We start from the raw sequence: 22,178 nt of genomic DNA, 5'->3' as shown, positions 1-22,178 counted from the left end.
ATTGATTGATGATTATTGTTTTTTTGAAAAATCCACGCTACCGTAACTGGTAGAAATTTGAAATTGGGTACCGCCTTTTCCGCCGTAATAGCCCGAAACTTCCTTGCTTGTATTGCGATCATTGCTGCGATTTACTTCCAGATCGCGAAGCCCGCTGATTCCCCCGTAAGAAGTTTTTACATGGAAATCGAAGTTCATTTCGCTGTCGTAGCCAATTTTTACCCCAGTGTAATCAGTATCGATCTGAATGGATCGCGCGCCTTTGATCACTTTTTCGATGCTCAGGGACCCGTAATCCATATCCAGGTTGGCTGTTGTAAAGATTCTATTGATCTTGGTAGAAAGATAGTCACCGCTCCCGCGTAATTCTTTTACTTTATCGATCTTCAGGCTCCCGTAGTCGCAAGAAAATTCCAGGGTGGAAATTTTTTCAAATACAGAATTGGTGTAATCTGCACTGAGGTTCACGCGATCTGCTTCTCCAATTTCAAAGTCGGAATAATCGGCATTGATCTCTGCATTAGTTAGTTTTCCTACGCGACTGTTCCGGGTATAATCGAAATTCAGGAAATTGGAACTACCGTTCAGTTCGCCGATATCAATTTTTCCGTAGTCGCAGTTAATCTTCGCGTTACCGTTGGTCTTATCTATATAAATCCCGCCGTAATCATTATCAATAACCAGGTTATTGCCCACCGGTGCCTTTACCAGAAAATTGATTTCCATATTTACATTATTGAAGCCGTCAAACAGGTTTTTCCACCAGGAACGGTCTTCTTTCTGAAAACGTGTTTTAGCGCTGACGCCCCCGGGGGTCTGGTTAAAATCCACATCGATGGCGCGCAGGCGGTCTTCCACCTTGTCTTCATCATCGCCGTTAGTTTTGATGGTTACTTCAATAACTACCCGGTTTTCATTCCAGGTCGTAATGTCTACGTTCCCATAGCTGTTGTCAATTTCCAGCTCATCACTGGCTCCCACGGTAAATTCTTTTTTGATTTTGCGTTCGCGGGTGTGTTTGCCTTCCATTTTTTTAGAATGCTCGCTCTGTACGACATCGCAGCTGGATTTGAGATCTTCTCCATAAAATGGGAGGTTGTTTGCAAGAACTCCAAAAAGGAGCAGGCTAGATAATAGTACTTTCATGATTGGCATTTTTTAGTTCTTTGATTGTTTCAATTTGTTCTAATACGTTTGTCAAAAGATCGATACGCTGTTGAAAGTTGCTGATCATGGCATGGATCACGCGATTGTCTTTTCCGCTTTCGCTCAAATCTTCCCGAAGTTTGGCGTATTCTTTTTCGAGTTTTTGCATCTGGGACATGGCATCCTGGATGATTGCTTCAGTTTCCGGAGTCTTTTCAGTTCTTAGGGTATTGAGTTCCTTCTGGATCAAACCAGTATAAAATTCCTGTGTTTGTTTCATTTCCGGGGAAATGCTGGCCAGATCAGTATTTCCGGCCTGCACGGGACTGGTGAATTCAAAAACCAGGAAGAGTGCCAGTAAAAATCCAGCGGCTATTCCAAACATCGGGTTCCAGAGCCGCTGGGTTGTTCCTTTGGGTTCTTCGGAAACCTGATGCAATTTTTTGAAAAACCGATCGCGGTGACCAGCATGCGGTTCCTCAATATCGAAATTAAGGCCACCGAAGAGCTCGTCTAAATCTTTATTTTCCATCTTTTTCCAATTTCTTTCGTAAACTTTGTTTAGCTCTTGAAATCATGGTCCTGCAGTTAGCGTAGGAAATATCCATGATTTCGCAAATTTCCTCATAGTCGTAACCTTCTATGAGATGAAGCGTAAGACCAAGGCGGTAATTGCTTTTCAACAGATTAATGGCCTTTAGAATCTTTCGCACCTTTTTGGATGCTTTTTCATCTTCTGCCAGCGCCACGCCGGTATCGTCTGCTTCATTTTTCAATTCATCATTATAACGAACCTCACCAAGTTTCACCGATTTGTTGTAGGCGGTTATACTTTCGTTCACCACGATTCTTTTCAGCCAGGCTCCGAATGTGGAGTTCCCGTGAAAACTATCGATCTTGGTGAACGCGCTTAAAAAAGCTTCCTGCATGATATCCTCGGCTTCAGCTGAATGGCCGGTGATCCTGAATGCGGTATTATACATCGCTTTATAATAGCGGTCATACACCTGCATTTGGGCACGCTGGTCGCCTTCACGACAACGGTCTACCAGGTCGTTAATATGATTGATGGTTGGTGTCAATTAAAACTTGGTTTCTGTAGTAAAGATGGGATTCATTTTAAATTGTTACACTTTCCGCAGAAATTTTTAAAAAAAGCATGGCACAGGAATTGAATAATTAAAATGAAAAATAGCTAAAATCTCCCAAATGTTTTATTTGCAGGGGATTTCAGGAATCTGAAAAGAAATTGTACAGATTGTCCTGGTGACAGTTTGACTTAAAAAAGATTATGGCCAAAACTAAATTTACAAATATTGACAGTTTGTCATTTCAGGGAATAGACGAAGATGCGGATCTTATCCCATTAATGACACCTGAAGATGAAGAAGAGATAAACCGGGAAAATCTTCCCGAAACCCTGCCCATTCTACCCTTGAGAAATACGGTACTTTTTCCTGGTGTGGTAATTCCAATCACTGCCGGAAGAGATACGTCTATTAAGCTAATAAACGAGGCGAATAACGGCAGTAAAATCATCGGTGTTGTTTCACAAAAAGATGAATCGGTTGAAAACCCTAGCGCGAAAGATATCAATAAAGTTGGGGTAGTGGCAAGGATTCTCAGGGTTTTGAAAATGCCCGATGGAAATACGACCGTGATCATCCAGGGGAAAAAACGTTTCCAGATCACGCAGGTTGTGACAGAAGAGCCGTATATGAACGCTACGGTCACGGAAGTGCCTGAAGAAAAGCCTGAAAAGGAAAATGCGGAATTCAATGCGATCATCGATTCTATCAAAGACCTGGCTTTACAAATCATCAAGGGGAGCCCGAACATTCCTTCGGAAGCTTCTTTTGCCATTAAAAATATTGAAAGCAACTCCTTCCTGATCAACTTCGTGTCTTCCAACATGAACCTTACGGTTGAGGAAAAACAGAAGCTTTTAGAGATCAATGACCTGAAGGAACGCGCTCTCGCGACGCTAAAGCATATGAATACCGAGTACCAGAAACTGGAACTCAAAAATGATATTCAGAGCAAGGTTCAAAGTGATATGAGCCAGCAGCAGCGGGAATATTTTCTTCACCAACAAATGAAGACCATCCAGGAAGAGCTGGGAGGTGTTTCCCATGAGGGGGAAATCGAGGAAATGCGCGAGCGAGCAAAATCCAAGCAATGGGATGAAAATGTACAGCAACATTTTGAGAAGGAATTGTCCAAAATGCAGCGTATGAATCCGCAGGTAGCGGAATATTCCATTCAGCGAAATTACCTGGACTTGTTCCTGGATTTGCCCTGGAACGAATTCAGTAAGGATAAATTTGATCTCAAACGAGCCAAAAAAATTCTGGATCGGGATCATTATGGATTGGACGATGTTAAGAAACGAATCATTGAATATTTGGCAGTATTAAAACTGCGAAATGATATGAAATCGCCAATTCTTTGTCTCTACGGCCCTCCGGGGGTTGGTAAAACATCCCTTGGAAAATCGGTTGCGGAAGCGCTGGGAAGAGAATATGTGCGGATTTCATTGGGAGGATTGAGAGATGAAGCGGAGATTCGCGGACATCGAAAAACCTATATCGGAGCTATGCCCGGCCGTATCATCCAGAGCTTGAAAAAAGCAGGGACGAGCAATCCGGTGTTTGTGCTGGATGAAATTGATAAACTCAGTATTGGGAATGCTGGAGATCCGTCTTCAGCTTTACTCGAGGTACTGGATCCTGAACAAAACAGTGATTTTCATGACAATTTCCTGGAAATGGGATTTGATCTTTCCAAAGTGATGTTCATTGCAACCTGTAATTCCCTGAGTACCATTCAGCCGGCATTGAGAGACCGTATGGAAATCATTAATGTGACCGGTTATACAATCGAAGAAAAAGTACAGATCGCCAAACGTCATTTGCTTCCGAAGCAACTGGAAGAACACGGGCTTTCTTCGGAACACCTGAAGATTGGGAAAAAACAGCTGGAAAAGATCGTGGAAGGTTATACCAGGGAATCTGGAGTGCGAGGTCTTGAAAAACAGATAGCGAAGGTAGTTCGTTTCGCCGCGAAGAATATCGCGATGGAGGAGGAGTACAACGTAAAGATTACTGATGAGGATGTGTTGGATATCCTGGGCAGTCCAAGACTGGAGCGCGATAAATACGAAAACAATGATGTTGCAGGTGTGGTCACCGGGCTGGCCTGGACACAGGTAGGCGGGGATATTCTGTTCATCGAATCCATACTCTCTAAAGGAAAAGGAAACCTGAATATTACCGGAAACCTTGGAAAAGTGATGAAAGAATCGGCAACGATCGCCATGGAATATATCAAGGCCAATGCCGAGACACTGAACCTGGATCCATCGGTTTTTGATAAATATAATGTGCATATTCACGTTCCGGAAGGCGCTACTCCTAAAGACGGTCCAAGTGCCGGTATCACGATGCTCACGTCGCTAGTAAGCCTGTTTACGCAGAAAAAAGTGAAGAAGAGCATTGCCATGACCGGTGAGATCACTTTACGAGGAAAAGTGCTGCCAGTGGGCGGGATCAAAGAGAAAATCCTGGCTGCCAAGAGGGCGAGGATCAAGGAAATCATCCTCTGTGAAGATAATAAACGCGATATCGAGGAGATCAAGGAAGAATATTTGAAAGGTCTTACATTCCACTATGTTAAGGAAATGAGCGAGGTCATTAATATTGCGATCACCGATGAAAAAGTGAAAAACGCTAAAGAATTATAGCAAAAAGGCCTCCGAAAGGAGGCTTTTTAATTTCTGTTTCCTTCAGGAAAAAGTAACTTTGTAGTCTTCAAAAAATTATATGAGCAAAAAAATTACCATCGCTATTGACGGGTTTTCTTCTACAGGTAAAAGCACTGTGGCTAAAAGGCTGGCTAAAGAACTCAATTATGTATACGTTGATACCGGTGCCATGTATCGCGCCGTCACTCTTTACATGATGCGAAAAGTATTCGTTTCTGATGGTAGTTTTGATGAAGAAGCGATCATTCGGCATTTGCCTTTTATTAATCTGAAGTTTCATTTTAATGAAGACCTGGGTTTTGGGGAGATGTACCTGAATGCTGAAAATGTGGAAAAAGAGATACGGTATATGGAAGTCTCCAACCAGGTGAGCAAGGTGGCAGCTGTGCCACAGGTAAGAAAAATGCTTGTGGAGCAACAGAAGGAAATGGGGAAAGATAAAGGAGTGATCATGGATGGGCGCGATATTGGAACCGTGGTTTTTCCCGATGCCGAATTAAAGATTTTCATGACCGCTTCTACGGAAGAACGGGCGACTAGGCGCTTTGATGAATTGAAGTCTCGCGGTGATGAGGTGGAATATGAAGAAGTGCTGAAGAATGTGAAAGACCGTGATTTTGTGGATAGTACCCGTGAAGATTCTCCTCTGCGTAAGGCAGAAGATGCAGTAGAGATTGATACCTCCGGGATTAGCGTGGAGGAAGTTTACCAGAAAATGCTCCATTTGGCCAAAGATCGTATCGATTCCTAAAAAGGGATGCCGCAAAAGCTCAGCAACTCCGTTTTATACCTGATGGCTGCCGGCGCTGGCCTGGTGGTCGCCAATAATTATTACAATCAGCCTCTTCTAAGTCTCATCGCCAAAGATTTTGGTGTTTCAGAATCAGAAGTGAGCAATATTCCACTATTTACACAGCTGGGTTATGCTTTCGGGTTATTGTTCATTATTCCGCTCGGGGATAAATTACCACGGAAGAAAATGGTATTGACAGTTTTTGTCCTAATAGTTGCCAGTCTTTTGGGAATGGCACTTTCTCCAAGTCTTCCCATTTTAATAGTTTGCGGATTTCTTGTGGGCTTTTCCTGCGTCGTACCTCAGGTATTTGTGCCGATGGCCGCCCAGCTGGCCGATGATGATAACCGAGGGCGGGCGATCGGGATTGTAATGAGCGGCCTGCTGATTGGAATTTTAGGTAGTCGCTTTATCAGCGGATATATAGGAGAATTTTTCGGCTGGCGCAGTATGTACTATATCGCCGCCGGAATGATGTTGGTCTATTGGGTCTTGCTGAAATGGAAACTTCCGGAGCTGCTTCCAGATTTTAAGGGTTCGTACTGGCAATTAATGAGGTCGCTATTCGGTTACCTGAGATCTGAAAATGCCGTAAGACTGGCCGCCATTCGTGGAGGTCTTGGTTTTGCCGGTTTCAGCGCATTCTGGACTACCCTGGTATTTTTAATGGAAGAAAATTTTGGCTATGGCAGCGGAATCACCGGGACTTTTGGAGTTCTCGGGATTGGTGGAGCGGTGGCAGCGACCTACATTGGCAAGCTAAGCGATCAAATGAATAAAAACCGGCTCATTCTTTTTGCCAGTTTAACCATGCTCCTGGCCTGGATTATTTTTGAATTTTCCGCATTTTCAATAATTGGGATCATAATAGGTGTTTTACTGATGGATATGGGGCTGCAATCACTGCACATCACGAATCAGAACATCATTTTCTCACGGAATCCCGAGGCTCGTAACAGGATCAATACTATTTATATGGTTGGCTATTTCATTGGCGGGGCCCTTGGAACTACCACAGGCGCTTATGCCTGGGAGTATTTCAGGTGGACTGGTGTGGCGAGTCTCGGCCTGTTTTTTACTATTCTGATCGTTATTTTTCATTTGAGTCTTCGGAAAAAGCAATCTGCTTAAAATTAGTGGGAAAGACATTTGATAAAAGGAAATTTCGTTGTATTTTTGCACTCCTTTTTGACGGAAGAACGGAAATTCAAAAAGGTTTGATAATCAAAAATGTAAAACATCTTCTGTAGTGCATTCCGCAGTAATGATTTCCGAAGTACTTACAGGATACAAATTTTTAAGTCAGTAATGGCTGAAGAAACTAAAAACAAAGAAGCTCAAAATGCTGAGCTAGAAGTACAGGATGTAGCTGGAATGGCTACAGATTCTCAACCTGAAGTTGAAAAACAACAGGAAAACCCTGAGAAGTTCCTAAAAGAATTCAACTGGCACAACTACGAAGAAGGAATTGATCCTATCGATGATGAGAAGCTGGAAGAATTTGAAAAGCTAGTTGAAGAGAATTTCGTAGACACTTTAGATGATGAAGTTGTAACCGGAAAAGTGATCAATATCACCGACCGTGATGCAATTATCGATATCAACGCAAAGAGTGAAGGAGTTATTTCTCTGAACGAATTCCGTTATAATCCAGACCTTAAAGTAGGAGATGACGTAGAAGTTTTGATCGATGTTCGTGAAGACGCAACCGGTCAATTAGTTCTTTCTCACCGTAAGGCTCGTGTAATCAAGGCTTGGGAGCGTGTTAACAAAGCTCATGATGAAAGCCTTGTTGTGAACGGATTTATTAAATGTCGTACCAAAGGTGGTATGATCGTAGACGTATTTGGTATCGAAGCTTTCCTTCCAGGATCGCAGATCGATGTGAAGCCAATTCGTGATTACGATGCTTACGTTGGTAAGAACATGGAATTCAAAGTGGTGAAGATCAACCACGAATTCAAAAACGTTGTGGTATCTCACAAAGCGCTTATCGAAGCAGATATCGAAGAGCAGAAGAAAGAGATCATCGGGCAGCTTGAAAAAGGTCAGGTACTGGAAGGTACTGTTAAGAATATCACTTCTTACGGTGTATTCGTTGACCTTGGAGGTGTTGATGGACTTATCCACATTACTGATCTTAGCTGGTCACGTATCAACCATCCAAATGAGATCGTTGAACTTGATCAAAAACTGAACGTTGTAATTCTTGACTTCGATGAGTCTAAGACAAGAATTCAGCTTGGTCTTAAACAGTTGAGCCAGCACCCATGGGATGCCCTTAGCGAAGACCTGAAAGTTGGTGACAACGTGAAAGGTAAAGTAGTGGTAATTGCTGATTACGGTGCGTTTATCGAAGTTGCTGAAGGTGTTGAAGGATTGATCCACGTTTCTGAAATGTCTTGGAGCACTCACTTGAGATCTGCTCAGGATTTCGTAAATGTTGGTGATGAAGTAGAAGCTCAGATCCTTACTTTGGACAGAGAAGACAGAAAAATGTCTCTTGGTATCAAGCAATTGACTCCAGATCCATGGACTGATATTACTTCGAAATACCCTGTTGGTTCTAAGCACACCGGTATCGTACGTAACTTCACCAACTTCGGTGTTTTCGTAGAACTGGAAGAAGGAATCGACGGATTGATCTATATCTCTGACCTTTCTTGGACCAAGAAGATCAAGCACCCATCTGAGTTCTGTAACGTAGGTGACGAGCTTGAAGTAGTAGTTCTTGAATTGGATGTAGAAGGAAGAAAACTTTCTCTAGGTCACAAGCAAATCGAAGACAACCCTTGGGATAAATACGAAGATGATTTCGGAGTTGGAACCAAGCACACTGCTAAGATTGCTGAGATCGTAGACAAAGGAGCTACTATAGATTTCAACGAGGATATCACTGCGTTCGTACCGCAAAGACACCTTGAGAAAGAAGATGGAAGCAAACTGAAGAAAGGTGAAGAAGCAGAATTCCAGATCATTGAATTCAACAAAGAATTCAAAAGAGTGGTAGCTTCTCACGCTGCAATCCACAGAGAAGAAGAGCAGAAGATCGTGAAGCAAAACGCTAAAAAAGCGGCTGCACAAAACCAGGAGAAAACAACTATTGGTGATGTGAACGCTGATCTTCAGGCATTGAAAGACAAAATGGAAGGAAAGAATTAATCACTTTTCCAGAAGTTTATAAAATGAAAAACCTCCCAACTGGGAGGTTTTTTTATGTCTTTCCAGTAAGTTTTTAAGAATTGGGAATATTGGTTTCGTTCTTGAAATTTTCCAGAATGCTCTTCAAGTCTTCTGAGCGAATAGGCTTTACCAGGTAATTGCTTACATTATCATACTTCTCCGCCCGTTTCGAATCGGCCGGATCAACCGATGAGGTCACGATATAGATCGTGATCTGTTTGCTGGTAGGAATATCGATGAACTCATCCAAGAACTCCCAGCCATCCATGATGGGCATATTCAGGTCCAGCAAAATCACTTCCGGGATATTCTCACCTTTTTCAATAATTGGCTTAAGGTTTTGCAAGGCCTCGTGGCCATTGTGGAAAACCATGATACTGCTGGAGAAATTCGCAAGTTCCATGATCTTCTTGGTTCCAAAAACAAAAACTGGATCATCATCGATGATACAGGCAATATCAATCTTCATGATTTTTCTTCATTTTAATTAAAAACTCGGTTCCTTCACCGGGTTGACTTTTTACAGTGATCGTTCCGCCCATGGCTTCGATCTGGTTTTTAGTGATAAAAAGGCCAATTCCGCGGCTGTCTTTATGACGGTGGAAGGTTTTGTACATTCCGAAGATCTTGTCACCATGCCTTTTGAGATCGATGCCCAGGCCATTATCTTCAATTTTTAACTGAATCTCATCGGAAGTTTCTTCCGCCGAAAACCTAAGAAAACTGTCTTTTTCACTATCCAGGTACTTGATCGCATTGGTCGTGAAATTCAGAAGGATACTGTCAAGATACGCTTTAATTGACAGAATTTCAATATTTTGAGGTACCAGATTTTCCACTTCAATTCCCGATTCCTGGATGTGCGCATTCACTGAAGTCAGGATTTTATCAATGGAAGAATGCAGGTTAAAGTGTTTGAGATTCTCATCTACGGAAGTATGGATTAGCGTCACCTCGTTGAGATGGTCGATCGTTTGTTTCAGGTTATCAGAAGCCCTGTACAACATTTGCAGGATCTGGTTTTCTTTTTCTTCTGGATGGTCCCCAATATAAAGATCCAGCAACATCCCAAAATTGCTGGAGTGGGAGCGCAGGTTGTGGCTCACGATATGCGCGAAATTTTTCAGTCGGTCATTCTGGTCTTTTGTAAGGTCTAGGATTTCTGATAATTCTCGCTGCACCACTTTCAGCTTACTGATATTGGTAGCCACTTTCAGGTAGCCGATGGTTTCGCCCTCATCTTCAATACGCGTGATGCTTAATTGAACCGGGATCGTCGTTCCGTTCTTTCTGATATAGGTCCACTCCCGGGTGTCATGCATCTTTGTCTGCGCCAGGTACTGAAACAGTTCCATTCCCTCATGTTTTTCCCCGGTTTCAGTTAAGATCTCTTCAGAAATCTTCTGAAGCTCTTTTTCCGGGAAAAATATCAGTGGCGTTTGTTTGTCTATAACTTCCTCCTTATCATATCCAAGAAGGTTTTCGGCCCCGGTATTGAAGGAGGTGATCACGCCATCGTAGTTCATAGACATGATACTCACCTGCGTGCTCGATTCAAAAAGGCCTTCCATTTCAGCCAGGGCTTTACGGAGTTTTTGCTCAGCAACCTTTTCCTTGGTAATATCGGTGATCTGCGAAACAAAATACAGCGGATAACCTTTTTCATCGCGTACAACGGAAACGGCCAGATGAATATACACCAGGTGCCCGTTTTTATGGAAATAGCGCTTATCCATATGGTAATACTGGCGCTCCCCGGCGATCAATTCCTGCAGCAACTGCAGGTCTGATTCCAGGTCTGCCGGGTACGTGATATCCTGGAAAGTGAGTTTTCGTAGTTCTTCTTCCCGGTATCCCACGATCTCACAAAGGCGCGTGTTCACTTTCAGCCATTTTCCTTCCGGGCTGATCAGTGCCATTCCAATTGCCGCGTGCTCGAACCCGCCTCTAAAGGCTTCCTCGCTGATTCGTAGTTTGTCTTCAGTTTCCACCCGGTTCGTAATATCGTGCATGGCGACTACGGCACCATCTATTTCTCCATTTTCGTCAAATAGCCTTTTTCCGTTTACTGAAACAATGATCGGTTTGCCGTTATTTGGCTTGATCATGATCTCTTCGTTCTCTAGCTTCCCGCTTTCCAGTACTTTCAGCAAAGGAATTTCTGACATTTCCAGCGGCCGTTTGCCGTCTGCCGTATACAATCCGTAATATTCTGATAATTTCTCCTGCGGAATCTGTTCCGCCGGCAATCCATGCCATCTCTTGGTCGCTTCATTGAAAAGCGTGAGCTGGCCGTTTCGATCGCAGGCAACCAGGCCAACGTCGATACTATAAAAAACAGCTTCCATCATCCGCTGCTTTTCAAAAACCTCTTTCTCAGCTTCTTTTATTCGGGTGATGTCCACGGTATTCATGATGATACCGCCAATTTCGTCTTCGTGGGTATACCACGGTCTCACCTCCCAACTTATCCATTGTTCTTCGCCCTGGTCATTAATGAATCCATCCTCATCTTTTTTCCTGATGGCGCCTGCCAGGCACTGTTGATGAACCACTTTCCAGGCTTCCGGCATATTGGGAAAAATTTCATAATGTGATTTTCCCGTAATATCTTCTTCTTCCAGTTTATAATCTTCGTACCATTTCCGGGATGCAGCGATGTAGCGCATCTCATTATCGAACATGGCAATGGCCGTAGGAGCCTGGTCAATGAACATTTTTTTAACGCCTAGTCGATGTTTGATCTCGCTGATCTCTTCCTGGAATCCTGCCATCCATTCAGGTTTGCCGTCCTGCGTCCAGCTCACGACCTTACCTTTGTCTTTTACCCATACCCAATTGCCGTTCTTATGCTTCATGCGGGCTTCACTGAGGTAATAATCCGTCAGCCCATTGAAGTGATTCTGGAATAACTGATCACAGAGCGCGAGATCTTCTGGATGTGCCAGTTTTCGCCAGGTATCTTCGGAAGTAGGTTCCAGTTCCTGAAGTTCATAACCCAGTAATTTCGCCCAGTTTTCATCGAATATGGTTTCGCCCGTTTGCACATTCCATTGCCAGGCGCCCAGGTCGGTATCTTTGAGAATGCTGGTGTACCGTTTTAATTTCTGAAGATTCTCCTGCTCTTTTTTATTGCAGGTCTTACGAATGGCCAGTAACATGCTGTTTTCTGATGGCAATTGAAGGATATTTCCTTCTGCGGAAAGTCTGGAGCGATCTTTTCGAAAAAGATGAAAATCAAATCTTTCGGTTACCGAATGGATCATCTGAAATTCTTCCGGAAGAAAAAGGTCGGCAGCCTGGATCTCCTGCAAATTCTGGTATCCCAGAACCTGAAGAATTTTGGGGTTAGCGTAAATAATGTTGTCAAAATCGTTTTCCAGGATCAGGAAACCATCTAATCCATAAACCTGGGAAAACTCAAATGCATCCGAATTTTCGCGTAAATAATCTAAGGCATTCACAGTCTTAGCCATTCCTGTAGCTTTTTGGGTGATTTGGGAATCAGGATTTTACGAAAATAACTTCTTTTGAGTATATAAAACAATAGGGCACTTAAAAAAATATAGTGCTTAATTCCAGATTTCGGGTCTTTCACCGTTTTTTTCGTGTGTTTTAAAGGGAAAGGAAGCTTTTTCTAAATATTGAAATCGGTAATATTATTCAGCTTTTAGCAGAATTTCCTTACCCGTGAGAACAAATTCCCGGTCAGGAGGAATCGCCTGAAGTTCATTTCCAATAGATAGATTGGAGAATTTTTCCGGTAAATGGAAAATAACCTTCCAGTTTTCCTGTGTCTGGATTATTTTCAGGTTCATAACCTCATTTTCTTCTGAATAAAATACAGAAAGTTCATTATCGCCAATTTTGACATTTTCCAGGGATGCTTTCGGCCAGGCCTTGGGCATCAAAGGTCGGAGATGAATCTCTTTTTCCGAAGCCATAGGATCTATTCCGAAGAATTGCTGGATTATAGGAATCGCATAGCTATAGATGGTCCAGGCCTGGGTGATCATCCCGTAATCTGGCGAAACTTCGTAGATGCTTCCGGGAAAAGCGTAGCTGAAAGACCGGGTCATTTTTTGCAAGTATTCCAGTGCACGATCTGGATTTCCATAATTATTTTCGGCAATCGCCTGGACGCCTGTAGGAAGTGTCATCACCGCACCGGTGTAGGAAAAACTTTTACTGCCCTTAAAACTTCCGTTTCCGGTCTCTGAACTTTCATCACGATCGATCCCGGTTACGAAAACACCAAACGGATTGGTGTATGAAACAGCGGTTTCCAGTGCCATCCTCGCCTTACCAGGATCTGCAATTCCCATTTCCATTGGGGTGTTCACTACCCAGTTGTGATGCAAAACAAATGGCCTGGCAGTTGCCGAAGGGTTCTTTAAAAGGTAATCCCTGGTATTTTTCAATTCTTTGACAGACCAAGGTTTATTTAATGTATCGGCCCTGATGATCGCATCTTCCGTAAGCTTCAGTGCCTGTTCGTCAGTTCCAATAAAATCAGCATACGATTGAAATTCTTCTGACCAGAACCTGTCATTGATACGTGTTTTTAGCTTTCTGGCGATCTCAGAATAGGCTTTTTGTTTGTCAGAATTTCCTAATTTCTCTGCAATTTTTGCAGCGTCTTCAAAACCTTGTTGCGTATAGACCGCTACATCTATCATTTCGCTGTCCAGGCCATGAATTTCCATCATTCCAAAACCATCCGGGAAAAGATTCCCATTTTTATCATTTTCTGAGAGCAGCCAGTCCAGTCCTTTTTCGATAGTTGGGAAATATTTTTTCAAAAATGCCTCGTTTCCATTCCATTTATAGATCTCCCAGATCAGGGTGGAAAACTGTGGAGTTTCATTAATATTGCCTCTATTGAAAACCGCTCCATTGGTAGACATTTCGTGAATGATACGGCCATTGGCGTTCACGGCAGACGAAACACTGTCTAGTAAACTGATGGTTTGGAGCACGGTTTCTTCCTGTCCTACGGCCATATATCCTCTCAGGGCATATTCGCTATCCACCCCAAAATACCAAGGATAATCTGGAATCCCGGCAGTCATTCCAGTGCCCAGCCCGGGAACGGTTTGAACCAGCCATTCGCTGTTGTACTTCAGCCATTCAAAAGCAGTTTGCAAGTTTTTATCAGGGATCTGAAGCCTGGATAGTTCTCCTAAATGTTCAAATTTTGAAATTTTGCTTTCGATTTCCTGAAAAAGATTTTGGCGAAAACGCCGGTAATTCTGCTGAAGTTCTCTTTCAGAAACATTGGAGCCGGAAAGATAGAATTGGATATTTTTGGTGGTTTTCGCAGGGATTTCCCATTCATAATCCATTTTGATACCCACACCTTTTCCCTTATATTTTGTAGGAATTTTTGTGGTTTTCACAGCTTTCTGATCACTGGCTATCATCGCGAACCAGGAATTGAGACTGTCTTTGAAAAGTACCTTGCCATGCTGAATTGCGGCAACATCCTTTCCGTCTTCCATATTGGTTCTTTCTCCAAGCCATGTTGGTCGCAAGTCTGAAAATATGCTGAAATGAAGTCCTATTTTTTGCGGCTGATCTGATGTATTCTGAATTGTGAAATTGATCAATAGCGCTTCGGAAGTATCTGCCACAAATTGCCAGCGTTCGACTTTCAACTGTTCTTCGGAAAAATTAAAAACCTGCCTGGAAGCCACCGGGAAATTAGTGAATTCCGAAGCATCGTCCAGTGCGATCGAGTGGCCAGAAGTTGTAATTTCAGCCTGAAAACCATCGAACAATTTGATGGGATGATCCCAAATCCCACCCATTTCTCCGGGAATGTGCCAGCCAATCTCCGGGAAAGAACCGTTTTGATGACCCACCATATATAACCTCCTACCGGAAACCAGGAAAGGAGAATCCAGGTATTCTGTTTTGCCGAGGATTGCCGGGGAATTCTTCAGTAAGCTGTCCAGCTCTACCTTCTGGGAAAATCCGGATGCAGATAGCAGGAAGGAAAATAAAAGTAGTCTTTTCATGAATGGTGGATTGCGTGTGGATTTCCGTAAAAATAGAAATATTAAGCCGTTTCAGATATTCCGAAAAGAAAAAACAGAATAGCCGAGATTCGGGAAGAACTTTTAAAGTTTGAAACAAAAAAATCTTATTTTTGTGGCAACTCACAATTTCGTGTATGAGCCGTAAAGTCCTGTTAAATGCCAAAGAAATCGATATTATCCTTCATCGATTGGCATGTCAGCTGGTAGAAAAACATACTGATTTTCAATCTACGGTTCTTATTGGTATTCAGCCACGTGGCGTATTTCTGGCCAACAGGATCGTAAAAATTTTAAAAGAGGAATACCAGCTGGAAAACCTGAATTTTGGTCAGTTGGATATTACCTTTTATCGAGATGACTTCCGAAGAGGAGAAAAGCCGCTGGAGGCGAACAAGACCCGCATCGATTTTATAGTGGAAGACAAGCGCGTGATCTTCATTGATGACGTTTTGTATACCGGTCGTAGCATCAGGGCCGCGTTAACGGCTATCCAGTCTTTTGGAAGGCCAAAAGAAATTGAATTACTGAGTTTTATAGACCGAAGATTTAGCAGGCATTTGCCTATTCAGCCAGATTATAACGGGCGACAGGTAGATGCGATCAACGAAGAAAAAGTAAAGGTTTGCTGGGTAGAAAATGAAGGGGAAGATGCCGTTTACCTGGTTTCAAAATAAGGAACAATGAGCGAATTAAGTGTAGATCACTTACTGGGAATCAAATACCTTAAGAAAGAGGATATTGATCTCATTTTTGCAACTGCCGATCATTTCAAGGAAGTGATCAACCGGCCCATTAAAAAAGTTCCTTCGCTTCGAGATATTACGATCGCCAATTTGTTTTTTGAAAACAGCACCCGTACCAGACTATCTTTTGAACTGGCTGAAAAGAGGCTTAGCGCCGATGTGGTGAATTTTTCGGCAGCATCTTCTTCAGTAAAAAAAGGAGAAACCCTGATCGATACCGTGAACAATATCCTTTCCATGAAAGTAGATATGGTAGTGATGAGACATCCCAATCCTGGAGCGGGTATTTTTCTCTCAAAACACGTCAAGGCCAGTATTATCAATGCCGGTGATGGCGCTCATGAGCATCCTACACAGGCACTTTTGGATTCCTATTCCATACGAGAAAAGCTTGGTGATGTAGGAGGGAAGAAAGTAGTCATTGTAGGAGATATTTTACACAGTCGTGTGGCCCTTTCAAACATCTTTGCGCTGCAACTTCAAGGTGCGGAAGTAAAGGTTTGCGGTCCAAAAACCCTGATCCCGAAGCACATTGAATCACTAGGGGTAGCAGTGGAGCCTAACCTGGTTAAAGCCCTGGAATGGTGCGACGTAGCCAATATGTTACGTGTACAGAACGAACGGATGGACATCAGTTATTTTCCCAGTACGAGAGAGTATGTGAAACAATATGGTCTTAGCAGGAAGATACTCGACAAACTTCCAAAAGAGATCGTGGTGATGCACCCGGGACCTATTAACAGAGGAGTAGAGATCACCAGCGATGTGGCCGATTCAGACCACGCGATTATTCTCGACCAGGTGCAGAACGGAGTAGCGGTGAGAATGGCCGTAATTTACCTACTGGCTTCGAAAATCAAACAATAGGTTTTATTTCGTAACGGTTTTTTATACTTTTAATTAGAATTCTGATAGACATGAAGTTTGATAGAAAGGAAAATTATGTTTTGATCGCCCATAAAGGTGGTTCTATAACTGAATTTATTTCCGCGCTTACAAAACATCACGAAGAAATCGAGCAGGACAACGTGGTCGTGGATCTATCTCATAACCCGAATGTAACCTCAGAACATCTGATGGGGTTTTTGGAAATTGCCGAGCTTTACCGAACCAATAACCGAAGCTTTGTGATCATTTCTGATCAGGTTAGTATAGACGATTTGCCCGAGGAACTGGTGGTAGTGCCTACCAGCCAGGAAGCCGAGGATATGATCCAGATGGATGAAATCCAGCGTGATCTGGGTTTCTGAAATATCGATAAACAAGCCGTAACATGAAAATTACTATTCTTGGTTGCTACGCCGCAACTCCAAGAAGCTTCACCAATCCAACCTCCCAGGTGCTGGAGATGAAAAATCATCTTTTCCTCATCGATTGCGGGGAAGGAACCCAGGTTCAGCTTCGGCGAAATCGCATTAAATTCTCCAAGATTCGCCATATTTTCATTTCGCATTTACATGGCGATCATTTCTACGGACTCGTGGGACTTATTTCTACTTTCCGTTTATTGAACAGGGAGCAGGAATTGCACGTATATGGGCCCAAGGGTATCAAGGAAATTATCAGTTTACAGCTGAAACTGGCCAATTCCTGGACCAATTACCCGCTGATCTTTCATGAATTGCAATCCAAAGAACAGGAGCTTCTCTACGAGGACGATAAACTGAGCGTGAAAACCATCCCGTTAAAGCACAGAGTGTATACCAACGGATTTTTATTTGAAGAGAAGCCTGGCGAACGCAAGTTACTGGTTCATGAAGCACAACGACTGAACATCGATAAAACTCTTTTCAAAAGCCTGAAAAAAGGAAAAGATGTAGTTTCAGAAGATGGGGAATTGATCCCGAATTCGATGGTCACATCAGATCCGGAACCAGTAAAATCGTATGCGTTCTGTAGCGATACAGTCTATGATCCTGAGATCGTACCAATGATCAAGCGGGTCACCGCATTATATCACGAATCCACTTTCCTGGAAGAGCAGCATGAGCTGGCTTTTCCAACCAAACATTCTACTGCAAAACAAGCCGCTTCTATAGCCAGAGATGCCGGGGTGCAACATCTTATTCTGGGACATTATTCTACCCGTTATAGCGATATTGAACTATTTCGCACCGAAGCCTCTGAGATTTTTCAGAATATTTCCCTTGCCGATGACGGGAAGGAATTTACCTTTTAGCGACTAATTTTTCTTAAAGCTTTTCGCCCTTTAACCGGTTCTAAATCAATTCACTGGCCGTACTTTCCTACAAATTATGTTAAAATTTCTTCAAATTTGACAGAATATTGACATTTGAGTGCTTTTAGTCGATTTAATATGTACATTTATCGTCCCTGAATGTAACATGATTGACCTATGAAAAAAATTACGTTAAAAACCATTATGTTAATCTTCTGTGGGGTAATTCTTACATCTTGCTCTAAGGATTCCCTTTCTGAAGATGTGACATCGTATGATCAGGTGGTTACTAAGAAAGTAGCTTACGACTATGATGCCATTGAAGTTGAAATTCTGGAAGACATCAATCTTTACAGAAAAGCAAACGGCTTAGCTGAATTGCAACCGCTTACTGAAGTTTCTATCGAAGCTGAATCTCACAACGAATATATGATCGATCAGGGTACGGTTAGTCATGATAATTTTTCGCAAAGAGCTTCTTTTTTAATGCAGGAATTAGGCGTGCGTTCAGTGAGTGAAAATGTAGCCTACGGGTACAGAAGTGCCGACGCAGTTGTTAAGGCATGGCTGAAGAGTAAAGGTCATAAAGAAAATATAGAGGCAGACAATACCCATTTTGGGATATCTGTTCGCCAGGACGCAGATGGAAGAAATTATTTTACTAACATCTTCGTCAAAAAGTAAAAACCGCAAGTTTTGTTTTCCCCCCCAAATCTAAAAAAGGGTTCAGGCTAGAGGCTGGCCCTTTTTTTATTTTCTAAAATTTAACTTAAATCCGATTTTGAGCTAGCAGTGAGAGCTCCGGATTATCCATTTTAACAGGTTTTAAGTAATTGCTATAAATCGATTTTTAATTTACCACTTTGAGCGTAATGAAAATATGGATTAGCCGCAAATTAGACCTCACCAAGTTTGTACTTTCAGCCGAGGATATTTCAAAATAGGTTGTAGAACTGAAACAGTTTTAGAGTGAAGTTTAGTTGGTTATAGAAAGGACTACTTCCTGCACTTTGAAAAGAAAGCTAAATGACAGAGCAATCTTGGATGACAATTGGGAATTAGGTGTAATCATTTCAGATTTCTTTCCATTCGTTATTAAAACCTTTTCAAGATCCAGATCGATAACTATCAAAATAAAAAAATCAGATAATTAATTCATAGGATAAATCACCTGTCAACTTTCTTTCTTTAGAGAGTTTCCGCTGGCGCGATATTATTCTAAAATCTTATCTAATTCTAAATTTGATTGGGGGCAGGAATTTGGGTAAAATTATGGAAGCGGATTTTCGAACTGAATAAAATCGAAAAAGGTCCAGGCTAGAGGCTGGACCTTTTTCTTCATCATCGATTTGTTGGGGTCGATTTGCTTTTAAAACTACTAGGTAATCCTGTTTTATACCCCGTAAACCGAGTTTTCAGATATCAGATAAAGAAAGAAGCATCAATAATTCAAGTTCCGAAATTAGGGAAACGATTGACGGGAACCCTGAAAAACATTGATACTTCTTTCGAGTTGGTTAGTTAGCTTATTCTTTCATTTGAACGACCTTAAACATCGAACGACGGTTCAATTGGTGATCCTGTTCGGTACAACGGTCACAGTCTATTGCCGGCTCGGTTTCTCCGTGACCTTTGTAGTCTGCAATCCGTTCCGGAGCAATTCCTTTAGAGATCAGGTAATCATAAGTTGATTTAGCGCGACGTTCGGCTAGTTTTTCGTTATAGGCATTAGTCCCTCTGCGATCGGTATGTGAGTTGATCTCGATGACGAGTTCCGGATATTCGTTTTGCATAAGATCTACCAGTTTATCCAGTTCCTGAGCGGCATCCGGGCGAATGTTCGATTTGTCAAAATCGAAGTAGATATTATTAATTTCAGCCAGGTAGTCTACATCACGAACAGGGTTCAGCTGAATGTCATAGACCATTTCATCCTGTTCATCACTGTCGTTTGTATTGACGGTACCGGTAAAAGTTTCATATTCGATTTCCTTGGCTTCGATTGGAATCATTTGATCACGAGCGACCTCGGTTTCATAATTTCCGTCCTCATCGGTTTCCAGGAAAGCAATCTGGTGATTTTCATCGTCCATCAGTCGAACAGTAGCCTGGCTTATAGGCTCTCCATTAATGGCATCGGTCACCGTTCCTTTCAGGACTAAAGGATTCAGCTTATTAAAAACATAAATATTGTCACTGCCACCATCACGGTTGGAAGAAATGTATCCCTGGCGGGAATCATTTACCTGGAAATAGGCAAAATCATCCATGTTGGAATTGATGCTCTCTCCAAGATTCATGACCGTATCATTTTCTTTTTCGAGGCGGAAGAGATCAAAAAGTCCCAGGCCGGCATGCCCGTTTGATGAAAAATACAAGGTGCCATCAGTATCCATAAAAGGGAAGGTCTCATCAAATTCAGTGTTTACAGGCTCGCCAAGATTTTCAGGTGTTCCGAAGGAAAGACTATCTACACTTACTTTATAGATATCTGTTCCACCCATTCCGCCTGGCATATCAGATGCGAAGTAGAGCGTTTTACCGTCTTTGCTTAAAGTGGGGTGCCCTACCGAATAATCATCAGAATTAAATGGCAATTCTTTTACATCTGTCCATTCTCCATTTTTCCAGCTTGCAGAATACAGCTTCAGGTTATTGGTCCTGTCTTTATCTTTTTTTCCTTCTTTATTTCCAAGGATATTGTTTCTGGTAAAATAAATGGTCTTTCCATCAGGAGAAATCACCACTGGGCCATCGTGTAGCTTGGTGTTTACATCACCTTTAATAGGACTAATGTTTCCGCTTTTCTGATCCAGCACGTATACGTCAAGAAACGGTTCACCGTTCCAGCTGTAGGTTTTCTTTTTGACATCACTATCCTGTGCGCGTGCCGATACGAAGTAAAGCATACTGTCTTTTGCGAACACCCCAAAATCGCTTACTTCTGAATTCAATTCAGGAGAAGACTGAAGTTTGTAGGTGATCCCAGGACGGTATTCGTCTTTTTCGATCATTTTCTCGATCTCATCCGAAGAATTGCCACTTTCGAGGTACTTCTTCAGCCAGGTGCGAGATTCCTCGTAACGCTTCACCCCACGAAGAGCCTGAGCGTACTTATAATAATATTCGGGATCGATGTTGTCTTCTTCGATCACATCACCATAATAGTGAACGGCGTTTTCAGGGCTGCGCAACATCATGTAGGCATCGCCCAGCTTTTTGCTGTTTTCAGAAACCTGGTAGCCGTCTTCGATGAGTTCTTTGTAAACATCGGTAGCCTCCAGGTAAGCGAAATTGTTATACAGTTTATCTGCCTTCTTTTGCTTTCCGCTTTGGGCCTGCATCGATACCGACGCGATTAGAAGTATTAGTATGAAGTAAAGTTTTTTCATAATCCACAGGCTTTAATTAGAAGAAACGAGGTGATTTGTATCGAGTGTTTTTAAGTCTGATTTCATAGATCAGCAGGATTTCGTGTGAGCCACTGGTGTACGGGCGAATATCAGATATTGGATATTCATAAGCATAACCTGCACGAAAGCCGTTAAAGACCTGCACATCCAGGAAGGCACCAACCGCATCATCGATCCTGTAGGATCCGCCCAGATAGAATTTCTCATTGAAGATCGCAGTAGCCGTAAGATCTACGGAAAGAGGCGCTCCTTTGGTCATTTTAACCAGGGTAGTGGGTCTTAATTTCACATTATCGCTCAGGTCAAACACATAACCTCCTGTTAAATAGTAGTGAACCTGCTCCAGAGCCAGATATTCGTTGAACTCGTTATTGTTATTGTTGATCAGTTTAGGAGCTGAAGCCCCGATATACCAATTCTGAGACGACAAATAAAAACCTAGCCCGAAATTTGGCGTCCAGCGGTTCAACCGATCCTGAAAAAACGGATCGTTCATAACTTCCGGCTCTGTGAACAGTTCTTCTTCAAGATTGTAATAGCTCGCACCTGCTTTTAATCCCATTCGCAGACTTACATCGGCACTCAGGTCAATGCGGTAAGCGAAATCACCATAAGCATAGGTGTAGTTTTCGTAACCCGCGTTGTCATTAATGATAGACAAGCCAAGACCTATCTTATTATTGCTGAGCGGCGAGTTGATCGATAGTGTTTGCGTTGTTGGTGCGCCTTCAAAGTCTGCCCACTGACTGCGGTGCAGCCCGATGATTGAAAAAGCATCCCGACTACCGGCATAGGCCGGGTTGATAGATATGGTGTTATACATATACTGCGTAAACTGAGGGAGCTGTTGCGAGAAAGCTGGGGCGGCAACAAGTATCACTAAAAAGATTAGAAATTGTTTTTTCATGGTTTCCCTT

General features: G+C 42.5%; 17 protein-coding genes. 9 read left to right on the top strand and 8 right to left on the bottom strand.

What is annotated here, in order from left to right:
* Positions 1-12: 12 nt before the first annotated feature.
* The 3 genes from GRFL_RS17730 to GRFL_RS17720 are packed head-to-tail and all read right to left on the bottom strand — an operon-like array spanning position 13 to position 2,228.
* On the bottom strand, positions 13-1,146 hold the full coding sequence (locus tag GRFL_RS17730; protein WP_083645851.1) for a hypothetical protein: 1,134 nt from the start codon (positions 1,144-1,146) through the stop codon (positions 13-15).
* Entirely contained in the window at positions 1,127-1,678 is a 552-nt protein-coding gene (locus tag GRFL_RS17725) for a hypothetical protein (protein ID WP_083645850.1), read from the bottom strand. The genes GRFL_RS17730 and GRFL_RS17725 overlap by 20 nt, the downstream gene beginning before the upstream one ends.
* The gene (locus GRFL_RS17720) at positions 1,668-2,228 is read right to left on the bottom strand and encodes an RNA polymerase sigma factor (RefSeq protein ID WP_083645849.1); all 561 of its coding nucleotides are present in this window, start codon (positions 2,226-2,228) and stop codon (positions 1,668-1,670) included. Before GRFL_RS17720 ends, GRFL_RS17725 begins: the two co-directional genes overlap by 11 nt.
* A 209-nt stretch (positions 2,229-2,437) precedes the next feature.
* Here GRFL_RS17720 and lon point away from each other — a divergent pair, with 209 nt between their 5' ends.
* The 4 genes from lon (at position 2,438) to rpsA (ending at position 8,864) form a co-directional block, all read left to right on the top strand.
* A complete protein-coding gene (gene lon / locus GRFL_RS17715; protein WP_083645848.1) occupies positions 2,438-4,888 on the top strand; it encodes an endopeptidase La in 2,451 nt (816 codons plus the stop codon).
* Between the two features lie 79 nt (positions 4,889-4,967).
* Positions 4,968-5,660 (top strand): (d)CMP kinase, encoded by a 693-nt coding sequence (gene cmk / locus GRFL_RS17710; protein ID WP_083645847.1) that lies wholly within the window; start codon positions 4,968-4,970, stop codon positions 5,658-5,660.
* A 6-nt stretch (positions 5,661-5,666) separates the two neighbouring features.
* On the top strand, positions 5,667-6,833 hold the full coding sequence (locus tag GRFL_RS17705; RefSeq protein ID WP_083645846.1) for an MFS transporter: 1,167 nt from the start codon (positions 5,667-5,669) through the stop codon (positions 6,831-6,833).
* Between the two features lie 177 nt (positions 6,834-7,010).
* Positions 7,011-8,864, top strand: coding sequence for a 30S ribosomal protein S1 (gene rpsA, locus GRFL_RS17700; protein WP_083645845.1), 1,854 nt, complete (start codon positions 7,011-7,013; stop codon positions 8,862-8,864).
* A 73-nt stretch (positions 8,865-8,937) separates the two neighbouring features.
* Here rpsA and GRFL_RS17695 read toward each other — a convergent pair whose 3' ends face one another.
* The 3 genes from GRFL_RS17695 to GRFL_RS17685 all read right to left on the bottom strand — a co-directional run bounded on the left by GRFL_RS17695 (position 8,938) and on the right by GRFL_RS17685 (position 14,905).
* Positions 8,938-9,354 (bottom strand): response regulator, encoded by a 417-nt coding sequence (locus tag GRFL_RS17695; protein ID WP_236995839.1) that lies wholly within the window; start codon positions 9,352-9,354, stop codon positions 8,938-8,940.
* Positions 9,344-12,361 (bottom strand): PAS domain S-box protein, encoded by a 3,018-nt coding sequence (locus GRFL_RS17690; protein ID WP_083645843.1) that lies wholly within the window; start codon positions 12,359-12,361, stop codon positions 9,344-9,346. Before GRFL_RS17690 ends, GRFL_RS17695 begins: the two co-directional genes overlap by 11 nt.
* Before the next feature lie 183 nt (positions 12,362-12,544).
* A complete protein-coding gene (locus GRFL_RS17685) occupies positions 12,545-14,905 on the bottom strand; it encodes an amylo-alpha-1,6-glucosidase (protein ID WP_083645842.1) in 2,361 nt (786 codons plus the stop codon).
* A 155-nt stretch (positions 14,906-15,060) separates the two neighbouring features.
* On the opposite strand from GRFL_RS17685, the gene pyrR reads away from it, so the two are divergent.
* The 5 genes from pyrR (at position 15,061) to GRFL_RS17660 (ending at position 18,532) form a co-directional block, all read left to right on the top strand.
* Entirely contained in the window at positions 15,061-15,600 is a 540-nt protein-coding gene (gene pyrR, locus GRFL_RS17680; protein ID WP_083645841.1) for a bifunctional pyr operon transcriptional regulator/uracil phosphoribosyltransferase PyrR, read from the top strand.
* Positions 15,601-15,606: 6 nt separating this feature from the next.
* Positions 15,607-16,536: an aspartate carbamoyltransferase catalytic subunit gene (locus tag GRFL_RS17675; protein WP_083645840.1), complete on the top strand. Its 930-nt coding sequence runs from the start codon at positions 15,607-15,609 to the stop codon at positions 16,534-16,536.
* Between the two features lie 50 nt (positions 16,537-16,586).
* Complete coding sequence (locus GRFL_RS17670; RefSeq protein ID WP_083645839.1) at positions 16,587-16,919, top strand: ribonuclease Z; 333 nt, start codon at positions 16,587-16,589, stop codon at positions 16,917-16,919.
* 23 nt (positions 16,920-16,942) lie between these two features.
* Entirely contained in the window at positions 16,943-17,848 is a 906-nt protein-coding gene (locus GRFL_RS17665; RefSeq protein ID WP_083645838.1) for a ribonuclease Z, read from the top strand.
* 204 nt (positions 17,849-18,052) lie between these two features.
* The gene (locus GRFL_RS17660; RefSeq protein ID WP_236995838.1) at positions 18,053-18,532 is read left to right on the top strand and encodes a CAP domain-containing protein; all 480 of its coding nucleotides are present in this window, start codon (positions 18,053-18,055) and stop codon (positions 18,530-18,532) included.
* Between the two features lie 842 nt (positions 18,533-19,374).
* On the opposite strand, the gene GRFL_RS17655 is transcribed toward GRFL_RS17660, so the two are convergent.
* Positions 19,375-21,240 carry an OmpA family protein gene (locus GRFL_RS17655; RefSeq protein ID WP_083645836.1) on the bottom strand — a complete coding sequence of 622 codons (1,866 nt, stop codon included), beginning with the start codon at positions 21,238-21,240 and terminating at the stop codon, positions 19,375-19,377.
* 16 nt (positions 21,241-21,256) lie between these two features.
* Complete coding sequence (locus GRFL_RS17650; protein WP_083643466.1) at positions 21,257-22,168, bottom strand: PorP/SprF family type IX secretion system membrane protein; 912 nt, start codon at positions 22,166-22,168, stop codon at positions 21,257-21,259.
* Positions 22,169-22,178: the final 10 nt, after the last annotated feature.

Source organism: Christiangramia flava JLT2011 (assembly GCF_001951155.1).
Lineage (GTDB): Bacteria > Bacteroidota > Bacteroidia > Flavobacteriales > Flavobacteriaceae > Christiangramia > Christiangramia flava.
Note: the sequence above shows the minus strand (reverse complement) of the source record. Positions and strands in the feature narration are given on the sequence as shown.